This is a genomic window from Streptosporangium sp. NPDC050855 (assembly GCF_044456585.1).
In the GTDB taxonomy this organism is placed as follows: Bacteria; Actinomycetota; Actinomycetes; order Streptosporangiales; family Streptosporangiaceae; genus Streptosporangium; species Streptosporangium longisporum.
In genome coordinates, this window is the sequence record NZ_JBITFY010000004.1 from 395,109 (window position 1) to 412,299 (window position 17,191).

16 protein-coding genes are annotated in these 17,191 nt (G+C 72.1%); 10 read left to right on the top strand and 6 right to left on the bottom strand.

Annotated elements, in window-relative coordinates; genetic code table 11:
* Window positions 1-5: 5 nt before the first annotated feature.
* Both ACIBCT_RS12495 and ACIBCT_RS12500 read left to right on the top strand, forming a co-directional pair.
* Window positions 6-896, top strand: coding sequence for a LysR family transcriptional regulator (locus ACIBCT_RS12495; protein ID WP_399187730.1), 891 nt, complete (start codon window positions 6-8; stop codon window positions 894-896).
* 142 nt (window positions 897-1,038) lie between these two features.
* Window positions 1,039-1,683 (top strand): LysE family translocator, encoded by a 645-nt coding sequence (locus ACIBCT_RS12500; RefSeq protein WP_399187732.1) that lies wholly within the window; start codon window positions 1,039-1,041, stop codon window positions 1,681-1,683.
* A gap of 71 nt (window positions 1,684-1,754) precedes the next feature.
* Here ACIBCT_RS12500 and ACIBCT_RS12505 read toward each other — a convergent pair whose 3' ends face one another.
* Window positions 1,755-2,732 (bottom strand): aldose epimerase family protein, encoded by a 978-nt coding sequence (locus ACIBCT_RS12505; RefSeq protein ID WP_399187733.1) that lies wholly within the window; start codon window positions 2,730-2,732, stop codon window positions 1,755-1,757.
* The gene (locus tag ACIBCT_RS12510) at window positions 2,729-3,700 is read right to left on the bottom strand and encodes a LacI family DNA-binding transcriptional regulator (protein ID WP_399187735.1); all 972 of its coding nucleotides are present in this window, start codon (window positions 3,698-3,700) and stop codon (window positions 2,729-2,731) included. The genes ACIBCT_RS12505 and ACIBCT_RS12510 overlap by 4 nt, the downstream gene beginning before the upstream one ends.
* 260 nt (window positions 3,701-3,960) lie before the next feature.
* Here ACIBCT_RS12510 and ACIBCT_RS12515 point away from each other — a divergent pair, with 260 nt between their 5' ends.
* The 5 genes from ACIBCT_RS12515 (at window position 3,961) to ACIBCT_RS12535 (ending at window position 10,744) form a co-directional block, all read left to right on the top strand.
* Complete coding sequence (locus ACIBCT_RS12515; protein WP_399187737.1) at window positions 3,961-4,875, top strand: carbohydrate ABC transporter permease; 915 nt, start codon at window positions 3,961-3,963, stop codon at window positions 4,873-4,875.
* Window positions 4,872-5,753 carry a carbohydrate ABC transporter permease gene (locus tag ACIBCT_RS12520; protein ID WP_399187739.1) on the top strand — a complete coding sequence of 294 codons (882 nt, stop codon included), beginning with the start codon at window positions 4,872-4,874 and terminating at the stop codon, window positions 5,751-5,753. Before ACIBCT_RS12515 ends, ACIBCT_RS12520 begins: the two co-directional genes overlap by 4 nt.
* Window positions 5,754-5,861: 108 nt before the next feature.
* Window positions 5,862-7,898: a DUF6807 family protein gene (locus ACIBCT_RS12525; protein ID WP_399187741.1), complete on the top strand. Its 2,037-nt coding sequence runs from the start codon at window positions 5,862-5,864 to the stop codon at window positions 7,896-7,898.
* A 91-nt stretch (window positions 7,899-7,989) separates the two neighbouring features.
* The gene (locus ACIBCT_RS12530) at window positions 7,990-9,309 is read left to right on the top strand and encodes an ABC transporter substrate-binding protein (protein WP_399187743.1); all 1,320 of its coding nucleotides are present in this window, start codon (window positions 7,990-7,992) and stop codon (window positions 9,307-9,309) included.
* 121 nt (window positions 9,310-9,430) lie between these two features.
* Complete coding sequence (locus ACIBCT_RS12535; protein WP_399187745.1) at window positions 9,431-10,744, top strand: polysaccharide lyase family 1 protein; 1,314 nt, start codon at window positions 9,431-9,433, stop codon at window positions 10,742-10,744.
* A gap of 19 nt (window positions 10,745-10,763) precedes the next feature.
* Here ACIBCT_RS12535 and ACIBCT_RS12540 read toward each other — a convergent pair whose 3' ends face one another.
* From ACIBCT_RS12540 to ACIBCT_RS12555, 4 genes are all read right to left on the bottom strand, one after another.
* Window positions 10,764-11,084 (bottom strand): hypothetical protein, encoded by a 321-nt coding sequence (locus tag ACIBCT_RS12540; RefSeq protein ID WP_399187770.1) that lies wholly within the window; start codon window positions 11,082-11,084, stop codon window positions 10,764-10,766.
* Window positions 10,987-11,406 (bottom strand): transposase, encoded by a 420-nt coding sequence (locus ACIBCT_RS12545; protein ID WP_399187747.1) that lies wholly within the window; start codon window positions 11,404-11,406, stop codon window positions 10,987-10,989. The genes ACIBCT_RS12540 and ACIBCT_RS12545 overlap by 98 nt, the downstream gene beginning before the upstream one ends.
* Before the next feature lie 104 nt (window positions 11,407-11,510).
* On the bottom strand, window positions 11,511-13,259 hold the full coding sequence (locus tag ACIBCT_RS12550; RefSeq protein WP_399187749.1) for an ABC transporter ATP-binding protein: 1,749 nt from the start codon (window positions 13,257-13,259) through the stop codon (window positions 11,511-11,513).
* A complete protein-coding gene (locus ACIBCT_RS12555; protein WP_399187751.1) occupies window positions 13,256-14,278 on the bottom strand; it encodes a radical SAM protein in 1,023 nt (340 codons plus the stop codon). Before ACIBCT_RS12555 ends, ACIBCT_RS12550 begins: the two co-directional genes overlap by 4 nt.
* A 404-nt stretch (window positions 14,279-14,682) precedes the next feature.
* On the opposite strand from ACIBCT_RS12555, the gene lxmK reads away from it, so the two are divergent.
* From lxmK to ACIBCT_RS12570, 3 genes are read left to right on the top strand one after another with little or no spacing between them, the layout of a single operon-like run.
* Window positions 14,683-15,771 carry a class V lanthionine synthetase subunit LxmK gene (gene lxmK, locus ACIBCT_RS12560; RefSeq protein WP_399187753.1) on the top strand — a complete coding sequence of 363 codons (1,089 nt, stop codon included), beginning with the start codon at window positions 14,683-14,685 and terminating at the stop codon, window positions 15,769-15,771.
* Window positions 15,768-16,841 carry a T3SS effector HopA1 family protein gene (locus ACIBCT_RS12565; RefSeq protein WP_399187755.1) on the top strand — a complete coding sequence of 358 codons (1,074 nt, stop codon included), beginning with the start codon at window positions 15,768-15,770 and terminating at the stop codon, window positions 16,839-16,841. Before lxmK ends, ACIBCT_RS12565 begins: the two co-directional genes overlap by 4 nt.
* A 5-nt stretch (window positions 16,842-16,846) precedes the next feature.
* Window positions 16,847-17,005, top strand: coding sequence for a hypothetical protein (locus tag ACIBCT_RS12570; RefSeq protein WP_344941908.1), 159 nt, complete (start codon window positions 16,847-16,849; stop codon window positions 17,003-17,005).
* Window positions 17,006-17,191 lie beyond the last annotated feature (186 nt).

Genomic DNA, 17,191 nt, shown 5'->3' on the forward strand with positions numbered 1-17,191 from the left:
AATACATGCTGGATATCGTGCGTCTCCGTGTTCTCGCGGCCGTGTCCCGGCACGGGTCGGTGACCGCAGCGGCCAGGGAACTGCACTACTCGCAGCCCTCGGTCAGCCACCACCTGGCCAAGCTGGAGGCCGAGACCGGCGCCAAGCTGATCCAGCGGGCCGGGCGGGGCATCAGGCTGACCGAGGCGGGCCGCCTGCTGGCCGAGCGCGCCGTCGAGATCATCGGCCGGCTCGACTCCGCGTCCGCCGAGCTCTCGGCCCACGTGGGCCTGCGCGCCGGACGGGTCAGGCTGGCCGCCTTCCCCTCGGCGCTGGGGACGTTCGTGCCGAGGGCCGCCACCGCCCTCGCCGGGGAGCACCCCGGCCTGGAGCTCCGGCTGACCGAGACCGAGCCCCCGGACGCGCTGCGCATGCTCAGGGCGGGCTACGTGGACGTGGCCGTGATCTTCCGCTACGACGGCACCGCCCCCGAGGCCGACGGGATCCGCCTGCTCCACCTGCTGGACGACCCCAGCTACCTGGTCATCCCGGAGGCCGCGAGCGCCGCGGTCCCCGGGGCCGACGGCGGTCTCGCCTCCTACCGGGACTCCCGCTGGATCGGGGGGTGCGACCGGTGCCGTACGCACCTGCTGGAGCTGTGCGACAGGGCGGGCTTCGAACCGGAGATCGCCTTCACGACCGACGACGGCGTCGCCGTCCAGGCCCTGGTCGCCGCCGGGGTGGGGGTGACCGCCCTGCCCGGTCTGGCCCTGCGGGCCCACCGGAACCCGGACGTCACCGCGATCGAGCTGCCCGGCTCGACCCGCCACGTCTACGCGGCCACCTACGGCGAGCCCCCCGATCCCCCGGCCACCACGGCCCTGCTGACCGCGCTGACCTCGGTGACGCGCCCCTAGCGACCCGCCCGTCCCGGGCCTTCCGGGCGGGATCCGGGCGGGATCCGGGCCGGGACCGGATCGGAGCCGGGGCCGGGACCGGGACCGGGACCGGGCGGAAAATGTGAGGCGCCGGGAGAGAGGACGACCCTACGATCCGGGTATGCCGGATCCGACAGCCCTCGCGCTCTTCGTCGCCGCCACCCTCACCCTGCTGCTCGTCCCGGGGCCCGCGGTCGTCTACATCGTGACCCGCAGCGTCGCGCAGGGCCGCTCGGCCGGTCTGGTGTCGGTGCTGGGCATCCACCTCGGCTCGCTGGTCCACGTGGCCGCCGCCGCGTTCGGCATCAGCGCCCTGCTCGCCACCTCGGCGACCGGATTCATGATCGTCAAGTACCTGGGCGCGGCCTACCTGATCTGGCTGGGCGTGCGCAGGCTGACCGCGCGGCCGGACGCGGACGAGACCGTCGAGGCCCCGGTCGCCGGCAGGTCCCGGCTGTTCTGGGAGGGCTTCGTGGTCAACGTGCTCAACCCGAAGACCGCGATCTTCTTCCTGGCCTTCCTGCCGCAGTTCACCGATCCGGCCGCCGGGCCGATCGCCCCGCAGATCGTGCTGCTCGGCCTGGTCTGGACCCTGCTCGGCCTGGTCAGCGACGGCGCCTACGCCCTGCTCGCCTCGGCCATGGCCGGCCGCCTGCGCCGTTCGGCCCGCGCCCGCCGCCGCCTCGACGTCACCAGCGGCGTCGTCTACCTGGGCATGGGCGCCGTCGCGGCCCTCAGCGGCGAGAGTGCGGCTGCCAAGGCCTGACGGTGCCCCCGCCGGAGGGCCCTCGGTGCCGGAGGGACCTGACGGCCGGAACGCCCGTCCGCCCGGGAGAGTCAGGAGAACCGGTAGACGGTGGAGGAGGTGTACTCCTCCCCCGGGCGCAGCACCACCGAGGGGAAGTCCGGCCGGTTGGGCGAGTCCGGGAAGTGCTGGGTCTCCAGGCACAGTCCCGCGTACCTGTCGTAGGCGGTGGCGACGCCGTCCAGCATGTTGCCGGTGTAGAACTGCACGCCGGGCTCGGTGGTGGTGACCGTCATGACCAGCCCGCCGGTCGGCTCGCTCACCTCGATGACGGCGCCGCCGGCACCGCCGTCGCCGCTCCGCAGCACGTAGCAGTGGTCGTAGCCGTTGCCCAGTGCCGGATCGTCGATCCGCTCGCCGATCCGGTGCGGCGCGGTGAAGTCGAACGGGGTGCCCGCGACCGGGGCGAGCTCCCCGGTCGGGATGAGCGTGTCGTCCACCGGCAGGTAGTGGTCGGCGTCCATCCGGACCACGTGCCCCAGCACGTCACCGCCACCGGCGAGGTTGAAGTAGGAGTGGTTGGTGAGGTTCAGCACGGTCGGTGCGTCGGTGACCGCCCGGTAGTCCAGCCGGATCGCGTCCTCGTCCAGCGTGTAGGTGACCGAGGCGTCGAGCGTGCCTGGGTAGCCCTGCTCGCCGTCGGGGCTGACGTGGCGCAGGGTCATCGCGGTGTCCGAGGCGTCGACGACCTGCCAGACGCGCCGGTCGAAGCCGTCCGTCCCGCCGTGCAGGCTGTTGGGGCCGTTGTTGACCGGCAGCTCGTAGGTCCGGCCGTCGAGGGTGAAGCGCCCGCCAGCGATGCGGTTGCCGTACCGGCCGACCACGGCGCCGAAGTAGCGGCTGCGCGTGAAGTAGTCGGCGAGGTCGGGGTAGCCGAGGACCACGTTCGTCCCGGAGACCTCCAGGGTCTGCAGGATCGCCCCGTAGCTGAGGATCGAGGCGCGCATCCGCCCCTTCGACAGCACGTGCCGCTCGACCGGCTCGCCCGACGGGGTGGTTCCGACGTTCATTTCTGCGCCTCTCCGGTGGATTCGCGGACGACCAGGCTGGTCTCCAGGGTCGCCAGGGTGGGCGTGGCTCCGTCGCCGAAGGAGTGCAGCAGCAGATCGACGGCCATCCGCCCGGCGGCGGCCGTGGGCATGGCCACGGTGGTCAGTTTGGGGCGGTTCAGCCGGCCGGACACGATGTCGTCGACACCGACCACGCTGATCTCGCCGGGGACGCGGACGCCCCGCTCGTACAGTCCCTCGATGAGCCCGATGGCGACCAGGTCGTTGTAGGCGAGCACGCCCGTGACCCCCGAGCCGATCACCTCGGCCGCGGCGGCGAGACCGCCCCGCTCGGTGGGCGCGTTCGGGCCCATGATCACCACCTCGACCCCCTCGGCGGCGGCCGCGGCGGCGCACATCTCGCCGCTGGTCCACGAGCCGGAGGGGCCGGACAGCAGCGCGATCCTGCGGTGGCCGAGCCCGGCCAGGTGCTCGATCGCGAGCCGGGCGCCCTGGCCGATGTCCATCAGTATCGTCGGCATGCCCTTCACCCGGCGGTTGACCACCACGAACGGCACGTCGGCGTGCAGGCGTTCTATCACCCGGTTGGAGAGCCGGGGACTGCACAGCAGCACCCCGTCCACCTGCTTGGCGAGGGTGTGGATCAGCTCCTCCTCGACCAGCGGGTCCTCGTCGGTGTCGGCCACGAACACGTGGTAGTCGCGGGCCCTGGCGTGCGCCTGGGCGGCCTTGATCAGCGGGGGGAAGAAGGGGTTGGAGATGTCGGCGACGATGAGGCCGATGTTGTGGGTCCTGCCGGTGGTCAGGGCGCGCGCGGCACGGTTGGGCCGGTAGCCGAGGTCCTCGGCGACGGCCAGCACGCGGTTACGGGTCTCGCTGTTGACCAGGTGCGGCGCCGAGAACGTGCGGGACACGGTCGAGACGTGCACTCCCGACGCCCGCGCCACGTCCCTGATCGTCGCTGCCACCGTACTCCTCCGTCGCGACCCTCCTGCGGGTCCTGGAGAACATTAGTGCAAGCGGTTGTACCGCTGTCAACGACCGAATCCGACGATTCCCGGAAGGTTCCGGCATCCTATCCGGACCGCTGAAAGTTGCAAATATCGAAAAATGGGCAGATAAGCGGGCGTTTACCAAATTGGGCCCTTGACGTTGCCGGGAGATGTCCGCAATGTTTCATGCAACCGGTTGCAGTTCCTGACGCCGACTCGGAAGGAGGTTGCCGGTCATGGCAATCACCCCCACGAGTCCCCGGGCGCGCCGCCGTCCCGGTCGTGCCGCCAGGACCCCCTACGTGCTGATCGCACCCGCGGTGATCGCCATGCTGGGTTTTCTCGTCTACCCGATGGCCGGCGTCCTCTACTACAGCCTCCAGCACTACAACGTCACCAGGCCCTGGGACAACGGCTTCGCCGGACTGGAGAACTTCCGCACGCTGCTGTTCGAGGACCCCCTGTTCTGGCAGAGTCTGGGCTTCAGCCTCAAATGGGTCGGCGTCGAGGTCGCCCTGCAACTGGTCTTCGGCCTGGCCCTGGCGTTGATCGTGAACGAGACCTTCGTCGGCCGCGGGCTGGCCCGCGCGGCGGTCTTCTCCCCCTGGGCGGTCTCCGGGGTGCTGACGACCGGCATCTGGATCCTGCTCTACAACCCGACGACCGGGCTGTCCCGCTACCTCGCCGACCTGGGGCTGATGCGGTACGGGGCCGCGCCGCTGGCCGACCCCGACACGGTCTTCTGGGCGGCGGTGCTCGCCGAGCTCTGGCGCGGGGTGCCGTTCTTCGCGATCCTGCTGCTGGCCGACCTGCAAACGATCTCCAAAGAGCTCTACGAGGCGGCCTCGGTGGACGGGGCCGCGCGGCTGCGGCGCTTCGTGCACATCACGCTCCCCCACCTCAAGGACGCGATCATCCTGTCCACGCTGCTGCGCTGCGTGTGGGAGTTCAACAACGTCGACCTGCTCTACACGCTGACCGGCGGCGGCCCGGCGCACGCCACCACCACGCTGCCGTTGTACGTGGCCGCCAAGGCCGTGCAGTCCCACGACTTCGGATACGGCTCGGCGCTGACGACCGTCGCCTTCCTGATCCTGACCTTCTTCTCGATCGCCTACCTGCGGCTGAGCAGGTTCGGAGCGAAGCCATGACCCTCCAGACGGCCGAACGGCCGCGGCTGGCCCCGCCCGCGACCGCGCCGCGGCCCGGACGGCAGGACCGGGGACGGGCCCGCCGGTGGGAGATCTGGGTCCCCCTCGGGCTGTACCTGCTGTTCACGCTGGTGCCCTTCTACTGGATGCTGGTCTTCGCGTTCCGGCCCCGCGGGTCGACCTCGCTGCTGCCCTGGCCGATCACGTTCGACAACTTCGCGACGGTCTGGAACGACCTGAGCTTCGCGCTCTTCTTCAGGAACAGCCTGATGGTCGGTGTCGCCTCGCTGGTGATGACCACCGTGGTCGCCCTGGCCGGCGGCTACGCCCTGGCCAGGTACGAGTTCCGCGGCCGGACACCGTTCATGATCGGGATGCTCTGCACCCAGTTCATCCCCGGCGCGATGATGCTGATCCCGCTCTTCGAGATCTTCCGTACCCTCGGCCTGGTCAACTCGCTGTGGAGCCTGGTGATCGCCGAGACGGTCTTCCAGCTGCCGCTCTCGCTCATCCTGCTCGGCGGCTTCATCAGGAACATCCCGGTGGAGCTGGAGCAGGCCGCCTGGGTGGACGGATGCGGCCGGCTCCGCGGCTTCTTCGCGGTCGTGCTGCCGCTGCTGCGCCCGGCGCTGGTCGCGGTCGGCTCGTTCGCCTTCATCCACAGCTGGAACAACTTCCTGTTCGCGCTGATGTTCATCAGCGAGCAGGAGAAGTTCACGGTGCCGGTCGGCCTCGCGTACACCCTGGGCGAGTTCAGCGTGGACTTCGGCGCCCTGGCCGCGGGCGGCGTCGTCGCGGCGGTGCCGGTCGTCCTGGTCTTCGCGGTGATCCAGCGCTACCTGGTGCAGGGCATGTCGGCCGGGGCGGTGAAGGGATGACGTCCTCCGCGAGCTCCGCGAAGCCGTCCCCGGGCCCGGCGACGGCCCCGGGCCCGGCCACCGAGATGGGGAACCCGTGAGGCCCGGACTGCGATGGGAGGCGGCGTGATGGAACCGGTTCGCGTGGTACTGGCCGGGGCGCACGGACACGGCTGGTGGCACCTGTCGAACGTGCGGAGGCTGGCCGAGGCCGGGCTGGTGGAGCTGGTCGGGGTGTGCGACGTCCGGCCGGTCGACGGCCTGCCGGACGGGACGGAGTTCTCCGGCGACCTGGCCGCCCTGATCGGGCGTACCGGAGCCGAGGTGACGATCCTGTGCACGCCCATCCACACCCACGCGGACCTGGCGGAGAAGGCGCTGCTCGCCGGCACGCACCTGCTGCTGGAGAAGCCGCCCGCCGCCACGTACGCCGACTACCTGCGGATCGCGGGGACGGCGCGCCGGACCGGGCTCGCCTGCCAGGTCGGTTTCCAGAGCCTGGGATCGGAGGCCGTCCCCGCGGTGCGGAGGATGATCGCCGAGGGGGCGATCGGCCGGGTCACCGGGATCGGCGCGGCGGGCGCGTGGGAACGGCCCTACTCCTACTACGGCCGGGTCTCCTGGGCCGGCAGGCGTGAGGTGGACGGCGTACCGGTCGTGGACGGCGCCCTCACCAACCCGCTCGCGCACGCGACCGCGACCGCGCTGGCCGTCTCCGGGGCCGAGGTGCGGGACGTCGAGGTCGAGCTCTACCGGGCCAACGCGATCGAGGCGGACGACACCTCGTGCGTGCGGCTGCGGATGGACGACCGGACCACGGTGACGGTCGCGGTCTCGCTCTGCGCGGACCGGCGGCACGAGCCGTACCTGATCGTGCACGGCGAGCGGGGACGGATCAGGCTGACCTACACCGAGGACCGGATCGAGTTCGACGGGACCTCGGTCGTGCACCCCAGGACCGACCTGCTGGAGAACCTCGTCGCGCACCTGCGCGACGGCGCGGAGCTGCTGGTGCCGCTGGAGAGGACCGCGGGTTTCATGCGCGTCCTGGAGGCGGTACGGCTGGCGCCCCCGCCCCGGGCCATCCCGGACGTGTTCCAGGAGGTGGGCACCGAGCGCCGGGTGCTGCCCAGGATCGCCGAGGTGACGGCGGCGAGCGCGGAACGGCTGGCGCTCTACTCGGAGCTGCGGGTGCCCTGGAGCAGGCCCTTCCCCGGAGCCGAGACCGGGACCGGCGACCCGGCGGGCGTCGCGCCGGGCCCTTCCGCGAGCCCCTCGCCGGGCGTCTCCGAGGGAGCGGCGCGGCCGGGGACGGGAGCGGTCCCGCCGGGGCCGGGGGCGGTCCGGCCTGAGCCGGCGCGGCCGGTGCTGGTGGCGCACGGCCGCAAGGTCGCCGAGTACGTCGTGGCGCCCGACATGCCGCGGACGTCCTCCCCCCGGCCGTACCTGCACCCGGTGCGGACGCTGGCCGGCACGACCGTCACCGAGGTCGCGCCCGCCGACCACCCGCACCACCTGGGCGTGTGCGTCGCCATCTCCGACCTGGGCGGGGGCAACTTCTGGGGAGGCCGCACCTACGTCCGCGACGCCGGTCCGTCCTGGCTCGGCGACCACGGCGTGCAGCGGCACCTGGAGTTCACCTGGTCGGACGCGTCGGGGTTCGGGCAGGCACTGGCCTGGGAGGGCCCGGACGGCACCGAGACGGCCCGCGAGGCGCGGAGCGTGCGGGCGGTGGAGCTCATCGGCTGCTGGGCGCTGGAGGTGTCGTTCACGCTGACGAACCTCACCGGCGAGCCGCTGGTGATCCGGAGCTCGGCCACCAAGGGCCGCGCGGGCGCCGGGTACGGCGGGTTCTTCTGGCGGGCCCCCGCGTCCTCCGCAGACCGCCGGGTCTTCACCGCGGACGCCGAGGGCGAGCCGGCCGTGCACGGCTCGACGGCGCCCTGGCTGGCCATGACGGCGCGGAAGTGGACCCTGGTGTTCGTGCAGCGGGACGATCCCTGGTTCGTCCGGGTGGAGGAGTACCCGGGGGTGGGCGCGGCGCTCGCCTGGGACACCCCGCTGGTGGTCGAGAACGTCCTCCGGCGGCGGGTGGTCACCGTCGTCGCGGACGGGCGGCTGAGCCCGCGCGAGGCCGCGGCGCTCGCCGAGGAGGTCGCGTGGTGACGGGCCGGGCGCGGCGGGGTCTCCCGCCGAGGGCCGCGTACCCGTACGGTCACACCACGTCGGGGGAGACGAAAGAGAGAGGTGGAGGGCAATGATCTCACGCGCGAAGCGCCTGGCGGTCCTGGTCGTGACCGTGACCATGGGCACCGGCCTGGCCGCCTGCGGTTCGGACGAGCCGTCGGCCTCCGAAGGCGGGAAGACCACGCTGACCTTCTGGGACGACAACGGCGGCCCCGCGCGCACCCCCGTGTGGCGGCACATCATCGCCGAGTTCAACAAGGTCAACCCCGGAATCCAGGTCAGGTACGTCGGCATCCCGATCGCCCAGGCCCAGCAGAAGTACGACACCGCCATCGCCGGCGGCGGCCTGCCCGACGTGGGAGGCATGTCCACCGCGATGCTCGCCGGCCTGGTCGCGCAGAAGGCGCTGGAACCGCTGGACGACCGGCTCTCGGGCGGCGCGCTGAACGGCAGGCTGAACGAGCAGGTGCTGTCCACGGTCAAGAACACCGTGCCGGACGGCAGGACCTACATGGTCCCCCTGTCCACCAACATGGGCGTCTTCTGGTACCGGACCGACTGGTTCAAGGAGGCCGGCCTCCGGCCGCCCAGGACCTGGGACGACTTCTTCACCGCCACCGAGAGGCTCACCGACACCGCGCGGAACCGCTACGGCTTCACCCTCCGCGGCGGCGCCGGCTCGATCGCGCAGATGCTGGAGGTCGTGTACGGGCAGTCCGGCATCACCGAGATCTTCGACGCCTCCGGCAGGTCGACCGTCAACGACCCGAGGAACGTGGAGGCCCTCACCCGGCTGGCCGGGCTGTACAAGAAGGTCACGCCCGAGGCCGACATCGGCAACGACTACACGAAGATGGTCGCCCAGTTCGACGGAGGCAACATCGGGATCATGCAGCACAACCTGGGCTCGTACCAGGACCACGCCAAGACGCTCGGCGCGGGCAAGGTGGCCGCGATGGCCGTGCCCGCGTCCTCGTCCGGCGCCCGCTCGATCCTGTCCAACCCGGTCTCGGGCATCGGCGTGTTCGCCTCCGGCGGGAACAAGGACGCGGCGTACCGGTTCGCCGAGTTCGTCGCCTCCAAGGAGATGAACAGTTACTGGTCGGAGAAGACCGGTGTGCTCCCGGCCAACACCGACGTCGCCGACGAGCCCTGGGTCGCCGGGCTGCAGCACGTCTCCACCGCGCTCAAGGTCCTCAACGACCCGGCGACGAAGGTCGTGCAGATGCCCTACCACCTGCCGGAGTTCAACGCGATCACCAAGACCGACATGGAGCCCGAGTTCCAGAAGGTCCTTCAGGGCTCCCTGCCCGCCAAGGACTTCCTGGACGCGTTCGCGGCCAAGCTGACCGAGGCGCAGACGTCGTACAGACAGCGCAACGGCGGCTGAGCCCCCACAGACCGGAGGTGGGTGCGTCTCTCCTGACCGGGGCGCGCCCGCCTCCCACCACCCGGAAGGCTCTCGGGGACCGTACGGAGCCTCCTTCCGCCTGACCCGTGAAGGAACCACCATGAAACGAGCCGTCGCGCTCACCGCCCTGCTCTCCCTGGCGGTCCTGGCCGCCCCGGCCGCCTCCGCCACCGCCGTCTCCCCGTCCTCCGGCTCCGCCTCGTTCCAGGGCCCACGGCCGGACCTGGGACGCCAGACCCTGCCTGCGGGTGACGGCTGGGCCTCCGAGGGCACCGGCACCACCGGGGGCGCCGCCGCGCCCGCCTCGAACGTGCACGTCGTCTCCACCCGCACCGAGCTGGCCACCGCGCTCGCCGCCCCCTCACCGTCGATCGTCTACGTGAAGGGGACGATCGCCCCCGAGAGCACCTGCGCCGACTACGTCACCGGCGGCTACACGCTGGAGGGCTACCTCGCCGCGTACGACCCGGCGGTGTGGGGCAGGACGGCCAAGCCGTCGGGCCCGCTGGAGGCCGCCCGCGTCGCCTCGGCCGCCCGGCAGACCTCCGACATCAAGCTCAAGGTCCGCTCCGGCACCACCGTCGTCGGCCTGGGCAGGGACGCCCGCATCCGCGGCCTCAACCTGCACGTCGACAAGGCCGACAGCGTCATCATCCGCAACATCACCTTCGAGGACACCGCCGACTGCTTCCCGCAGTGGGACCCGACCGACGGCGCCGAGGGCAACTGGAACTCCCTCTACGACAACATCACGGTGACCGGCTCCACGCACGTGTGGGTCGACCACAACACCTTCACCGACGGCGACAACCCCGACTCCGCCCAGCCGCGCCACTTCGGCAGGCCGTACCAGGTCCACGACGGCCAGCTCGACATCACCAACGCCTCCAACTTCGTCACCGCGTCCTGGAACCGGTTCTCCGGCCACGACAAGACGATGCTGATCGGCTCGACCAACAACCCGGCGAACGACGCGGGCAAGCTGAACGTCACCATCCACCACAACCACTTCGAGAACGTGCTCCAGCGGCTCCCGCGCGTGCGCTTCGGCCAGGTGCACGTCTACAACAACTACTACGAGATCCCCGACGCCGAGACCTTCTCCTACGCCCTGGGCGTGGGCGTGCAGTCGCAGATCTTCTCCGAGAACAACTTCTTCCGCCTGGGCCGCGCGGTGGACCCGGCCTCGATCGTCCGCAACTGGGGCGGCACCGCCATGACCTCCCGCGGCGACGTGCTCCGCGTCGGGGGCCGGGTCGTCCCGATCGACCTCGTCGCGGTCCACAACGCGGTCAACGACCCCGACCTGGGCGCGGACGCGGGCTGGACGCCGGTCCTGCACACCGGGATCGACCCGGCCGAGTCGGTGCGCCGCTCGGTCTCCCGCCACGCGGGCGCGGGCGAGCTCCGCTAGGAGTTGTCCGGAGTTCGGATCATGTGGTTGAGGTGAGGAGCTTCGGCCACATGACCGAGCCTCGGAGGTAGAGCCCGGCCTCGTAGCTTTCCGGGGCTTTGCCGTAGCGGGTGGCCAGACCGCGCCAGGTCCTGAGCTTCTGGAAACAGCGTTCGACGGTGTTGCGCCGCCGGTAGCGCTGCGCATCGAAGCCGGCGGGCCGCCCGCCCGCTGAACCTCTCTTCTTCCGATCGGCCCGCTGATCACTCTTCTCCGGGATGACCACGGTGATCTTGCGGCGGCGCGGGTAGGAGCGGTTGGCCTTGGAGGAGCAGGCCTCGTCCGCGGCCACCGCGACCACCGCGGCAGGGCGGGTCCGAGGCCGGCCGACCCGGCCGGCTCCTGACGCGCCCGCACGATCGTGGAGTCACACTGACCACCTCCAGCCCGACCTGCCCACGCAAAGCGGCCTCGACGAGCAGCGCGTCCACCAACCCCTGAAACACCCCGGCCTTGGCCCAGCCACTGAACCGGGAATAGAACGTGGACCAAGACCCACACCGCTCCGGCACATCACGCCGGCCAGATCCCGTACGAAACCGCCACAAGATCCCGTCGAACCGATCACGCACCCGCCGAGGAAGCGGCCCGATGACCGCCACCGACAGATACGGCTCGATCAACGCCCCTCGGCACCCTTCACATCAAAACGCGCCACGTCCGAGTTCTACCAGCCACAGCCAGCCCGTCACCGGGCCTATCCAGGTCCGGACGCCGAACAGCTCTCCTAGGCGGGCCGGGCGGCGAGGAACTGGGTGGCGGCGAGCTCGCGGTACAGGTCGTCGGTGCCGAGCAGGTCGGCGTGGGTACCGGTGGCCCTGACCCGGCCGCCCTCCATCACCACGATCTGGTCGGCACCGGTCACCGTGGACAGCCGGTGGGCGATCACCAGCACGGTGGTCTCCGAGGACACCTCGGCGATCACCTCCCGCAACAGCAGCTCGTTGACCGCGTCGAGCTGGGAGGTGGCCTCGTCCAGCAGGAGCAGGCGGGGGCGGCGCAGCAGCGCCCGCGCGATGGCCACCCGCTGGCGCTCGCCTCCGGAGAGCATGACGCCGCGATGACCCACCTCGCTGTCCAGCCCCGCGGGGAGGCGGGCGACCAGCTCCTCCAGCCGTGTCAGCCGGAGCACCCGCCCGATGGCCTCGTCCGAGGCGTGCGGCGCCGCCAGGACCAGGTTCTGCCGGAGCGTGCCGTCCAGCACCGGCGCGTCCTGCTCCACGTAGCCGAGGGCGGCGCGCAGCTCGGCCGGCCGCCACTGCCGGATGTCGCGCCCGTCGACGCTGATCTCGCCGCCCTGGCGTTCGTAGAACCGCTCCAGCAGGGCGAAGACCGTGGACTTGCCCGCCCCCGAGGGGCCGACCAGCGCCGTCACGCCACCTGCCGGGACGGCGAAGGACACCTCGTGGTGCGCCGGCGGGCGGCCGCCGCCGTAGCCGAAGGCCACGTTCTCGAACCGCACGCCGGCCGGCGCCTGCAACCGGTCCGTGCCGACCGGGCCCGGCGGCGAGGTCTCCTCCGCCGGGAGGTCCTCGATCTCCCGGATCCGGCTGAGCGCCGCCAGGCCGCCCTGCACCCGGGTGACCCCCTGCAGCAGCTGGGCGATCGGCGCGACCAGGTAGAACAGGTAGAGCAGGAAGGCCACCAGCGACGACACCTGCAGGGCCCCGGAGGCGACCCGGGCCCCGCCGACGCCGAGCACCGCCACGAAGGTGAGCTGGGCGGCGCCCCAGGAGGCGGTGCCCGCGACGGAGGTCCACCAGGCGACGGCGACACCGCGGTCGCGGGCCCGGCGGGCCGCGCCGGCCACCGCGTCGATCTCCTGCTGCTCGGCGCCGGCGGCCTTGACCGTACGGAAGGCCTGCAGCACCCGGTCCAGCGCCGCGCCCATCTCCCCCACCGACTCCTGCGCCTGGACCGAGGCCCGCCGGATCCGCGGCATGACCAGGCCCACCAGCCCGCCGACCAGGACGAGCACGCCCACGGTGACCAGCAGCAGCGGCCCGTCCATGAGCGCCATCATCACCACCGCGCCCACCAGCATGAACACCGCGGTGACCGACTCGACGATCCCGTCGGTGAACACCGCGCGCAGCAAGGTGGTGTCGGAGGTGACGCGAGACAGCAGGTCGCCGGGCTTGAGCCGGTCCACCTCGCAGACGGGCAGCCGCAGCATCCGGTCCACCAGGTCGCGCCGGGCGCGGTAGACGATGCCCTCCCCCATCCGCTCCAGCACGTACCTGCCCAGCGCGCCGGCGAGCGCGCCTGCCGCGAGCACGACCACGGTCAGGCCCAGCAGCGGCCCGGCCGGTGAGCGCTGCGCGCCGAACGCCTCGACCGCCGTCTTGGCCAGCAGCGGCATCGCCAGCCCGGCCAGCGAGCCGGCCAGGGTGAGCGCCCCGCCGAGCGCCAGCAGGCCGCGGTGGGGCCGCAGGTGGTCCAGCAGCGACCGCCAGGAACCGTGCGCGCGGCTCATGCCGGGGCGGGAGCGAGGTAGGCCGGGCGAAGGGCTATGCGGCGGCGGACCTCCTCGGATCCGAAGTGGTGGTCCAGGCGCCGGGTCGCCTCGGCCCAGTCGCGCATCGAGCGGATCGAGGACAGGGTCTCCACCACGAAGGGGTCGCGCCAGCGTTCGATCGAGCGCTGCCACAGGGTGAGGGGATCGTCGGCCAGCAGGCTTCCCACGGTCCCTTCGTAGATGGGCATCGCCCGGACCTGCCCGTCGGGCTCCACCTGCATCATCGGGAAGCCGTAGCGCGCGATCATGTCGGGGTTCATCTGCAGCAGGAAGTTGTCGGTCGTCATCACCTGCACCGAGGGCGGCGCCAGGGATTGCAGGTGCGTGACGCGCTCAGGGCTCGCCAGCGTGCTCAGTTCCTGTTCGGTGAGCAGCTCGCCCTCGAAGCCGGGCCTGCTGGCCAGCCCGGACGGCAGCACGGCGCCGAAGATGAGGAACGCCATGTTCGCGAAGCGGGGGGCGACGGCGGTGCAGAACTCCTCCATCTGGTGGAAGTTGCCGCGGGTGACCACGCAGTCGATGCCGAACCTGACCTCGTGGTGCGGGGCGACCTCGTCGAGGATGGCCAGCGCCCGCATCGCCCGCTCGAACGAGCCGGCCCGCCCGCGGATCCCGTCGTGGACCTCGGCGCTGGCCCCGTCGACGCTCACGGTGATCCGGGAGAAGACCCGGACGGCGTCCCGGGCCGCCCGCGGGGTGAAGGTCCAGCCGCCGGTGTAGAGGTTGACGGCGATGCCGGCCTGCCTGATGCGCTCGGCGACGTCGAAGATCCCCCGCACCAGCAACGGTTCGCCGCCGGCGAACTCCACCGACTCCGGGCCCAGGGCGACGATCGCGTCGGCGACCCGGAGCATCTCGTCGTGGCCCAGCTGGCGAGAGGGCCGCCTGCCCGATTCGGAGTAGCAGTGCGTGCATCGCAGGGGGCAGGCATAGGTGACGTCCCAGGTGACGGTACCGGGCCCTTTGAGGCTGCTCATGGCATTCCCTTCAACGCCTGACGGTCGGTGGGCGCCAGCATGCGCGGCACCGCTTGTGCCGCACTTGGAAGCGGCTGCAGCGTGTCCTCGGGCGCGCAGGGCACTCGCTCCCGCCTGCCGCGAACCACCTGGAAACACTGTGACCTGCGCAGACAATGGTGGCGACGCTCGCTGTGACGGCGGGCGCCGTCCTCGCCACCCGCACCTGCAGTCGCTTCCAAGTGCGGCGCAAGTAGCGCCTTGCATGCTCTGAACCGCGGTCAGCCGGACACGGTCCGACGTCACGTCCGGACGTCGTGTCCGGCCCGGGGATCGCGGACGTCCGTTCCGACGACGGGGAGACGCAACCATGCACGACGAACGCGTACCGGCCGCGCACGCGGCCCTTGTCCCGGGAGCCGGCGATGGCGGTGCGTGAGCGGCTGACGCTGGAGCCGGTACCGCTGGAGCAGGTGCCCGAGGTCACCCGCTTCCTCACCGAGCTCGGCCTGGGAGCGCTGCGGCAGGACGCGATCACCGCGTTCTTCGGCCGCAACGACAGCTGGGCGGGGGTGACCGACGCCGGCGTCCCGGTCTTCGTCAAGAAGACCCTCGGCGAGGCGGACCTGGTCCGGCTCAGGGTGGAGCGGACCAGGGCGATGAGCGCGCTGCTCGACGGACACCAGGTGATCAACGCGCCCCGATTCCTGGGCGGCGACGCCGAATCCGGCCTGGTGGCCTTCACCCTGCTGCAGGACGCCCGCAGTGGAGCCGACCTCGCCTCCGACGATGACTTCACCTGGGAGCTGGCCCGCTCGGCCGGTCTGCAGATCGGAACGCTCCACACCCTCCAGGCGCCGCCGGTGGTGGCCCAGGACACCTCTCCGCCGCCGGTCCCGCCGCTCGGCCGCCTGTCGGCTCTCCCGCTGAGCGTCTACGCGGCCGCGAGCGGCGCCGAGCTGGAAGCGTGGGCGATCCTGCACAACGACCCCGCGATCGTCGAGGCGATCGGCGACCTGGCGCGGTGGGAGCGCAGCGCCCCCCGTGTCCCGGTGCACTGCGACATCCGGCTCGACCAGTTCCTGCACCACGACGACACCCTCTACCTGACCGACTGGGAGGAGGCCAGGGCGGCCGACGCCGCGCGCGACGTGGGCGCCTTCGCCGGCGAATGGCTTTACCGGGGCGTGCTCGGCATGGCCGGCGGCGACGACACCCCGAACGAGCGCGAGGTCGTCGCCAACGGCACCCGCCGCTTCGAGGCCCTGCGGCCCTGCGTCGAGTCCTTCTGGTCGGGCTACCTGCAGGCCAGGCCCGCGGCGCGCTCGGATCGCGAGCTGGCGGCCAGGGCGGCGGGTTTCGCCGGCTGGCATCTGATCGACCGGCTCATCGTGGCCGGCCACCGGCGCGGGCGGCTGTCACCCCTGGAGCGCGCCGCGGCCGGCGTCGGGCGCAGGCTCCTGCTCGACCCCGCAGCCTTCCCCACCATCCTGGGCCTTGGAGACGAACGATGACGCGGGCACTGATGCGGGCACTGGAGCGGGTACGCGTCGGCGCGGACCTGACCTCGGCCACCGTGGACGGCCGGGAGATCACCGCCGGCGGTCCCAAGGCCCTGCGCAAGGTGCTCGCCGACGCGCTGTACGAGGCCTTCCACACCGGCCGCGACCCGCACAGGGAGCAGCCGCGCAGGCCACCGCACGACCCCGGCTTCGAGCAGGAGCTTCGCGCGATGGTCCCGCACGACAGCACTCGCGTCCTGGCCACGGTGGAGCCCGGCTCGCCGGCGGTGGTCCGGCTGAACGGCGTGCGCGTGCTGATCCCGCAGGACCGGATCGGCGCCGAGGCTCGCACCGAGACCGGCGGCGAGACCCCCGGCCGGACCCGGACCGGGACCGGCACCGGCACCGGCACCGGCACCGGCACCGGCACCGGCGGCGAGGCCGGCGGGGGGCTGTCGCGCTGGGTCACCCTGCCGGCGGTGTTGCCGGCACTGTCGCCCGGCTTCCTGCTCGTCAACGGATCGCAGGGCCACGGCATGCAGGAGGGCGCCTGCGTGCGGGTGTACGCCGGAGCCCGGACGCCCGACGCGGCCCCCGGGCTGTGGGGGGCGATGCTGGCGCGGCTGGAGGAACTGCGGCTGCCCTACCGGGCCAAGGTGCTCTCGGCCCGAGACCACTACCCCCGCCGCGACAGCGTCGTCGTCTATCTGGGGCGGCGCTCCTGGCACGCCGCCCCGGACGTCGCCGCGGCCGCGGCCGCCGCCGGCGGGCTGCGCGAGGACCTGTCCCTCTATGTCGCCGCGCTCGGCCGCGGCGTCGGCTGGGCCTGGGAGCCGCACGACCTCCGGCCGGGGATGCGTGGGCTGAGCTTCGGCGAGCACCGCTCCCAGGCCGTCGCCGCCGGGCTGGTGGCCTGCGCCGGGCAGGGCGGCGACCGGGAGCAGGCGGTGACCGAGGCGCTGCGGGCCGCCGGGGCGATGCCCGGCGCGGTGCACCGCAACCTCGCCTCGCCACCGCTCCCCTTCGAGACCACCGGACCCGAACCCGGGTCCGGAACCCGCGAGATCCAGGAAAGGAGGTGAACACCATGTCCACCGAGATCCTGATGGAGGGCGCCGACGCCTACACCTCGCTCGCCGAGGTCGCGACGGTCCCCGGCGGCGACAACCTCGAGGCCTTCCCGCCCAACAGCTGGCTCACCAGCCCGCTGTGCAGCATCGCCTACACCATCCAGTCCGGCTGCTGACGAAACCGCGTGGCGGCCTCGCGACACGTGCGGCCACGCCACGACCCCACATTCACCTGAGAGCAACAAGGAGAACACCATGTCCACTGAAATCCTGATGGAGGGCGCCGACGCCTACACCTCGCTCGCCGAGGTCGCGACGGTCCCCGGCGGCGACAACCTCGAGGCCTTCCCGCCCAACAGCTG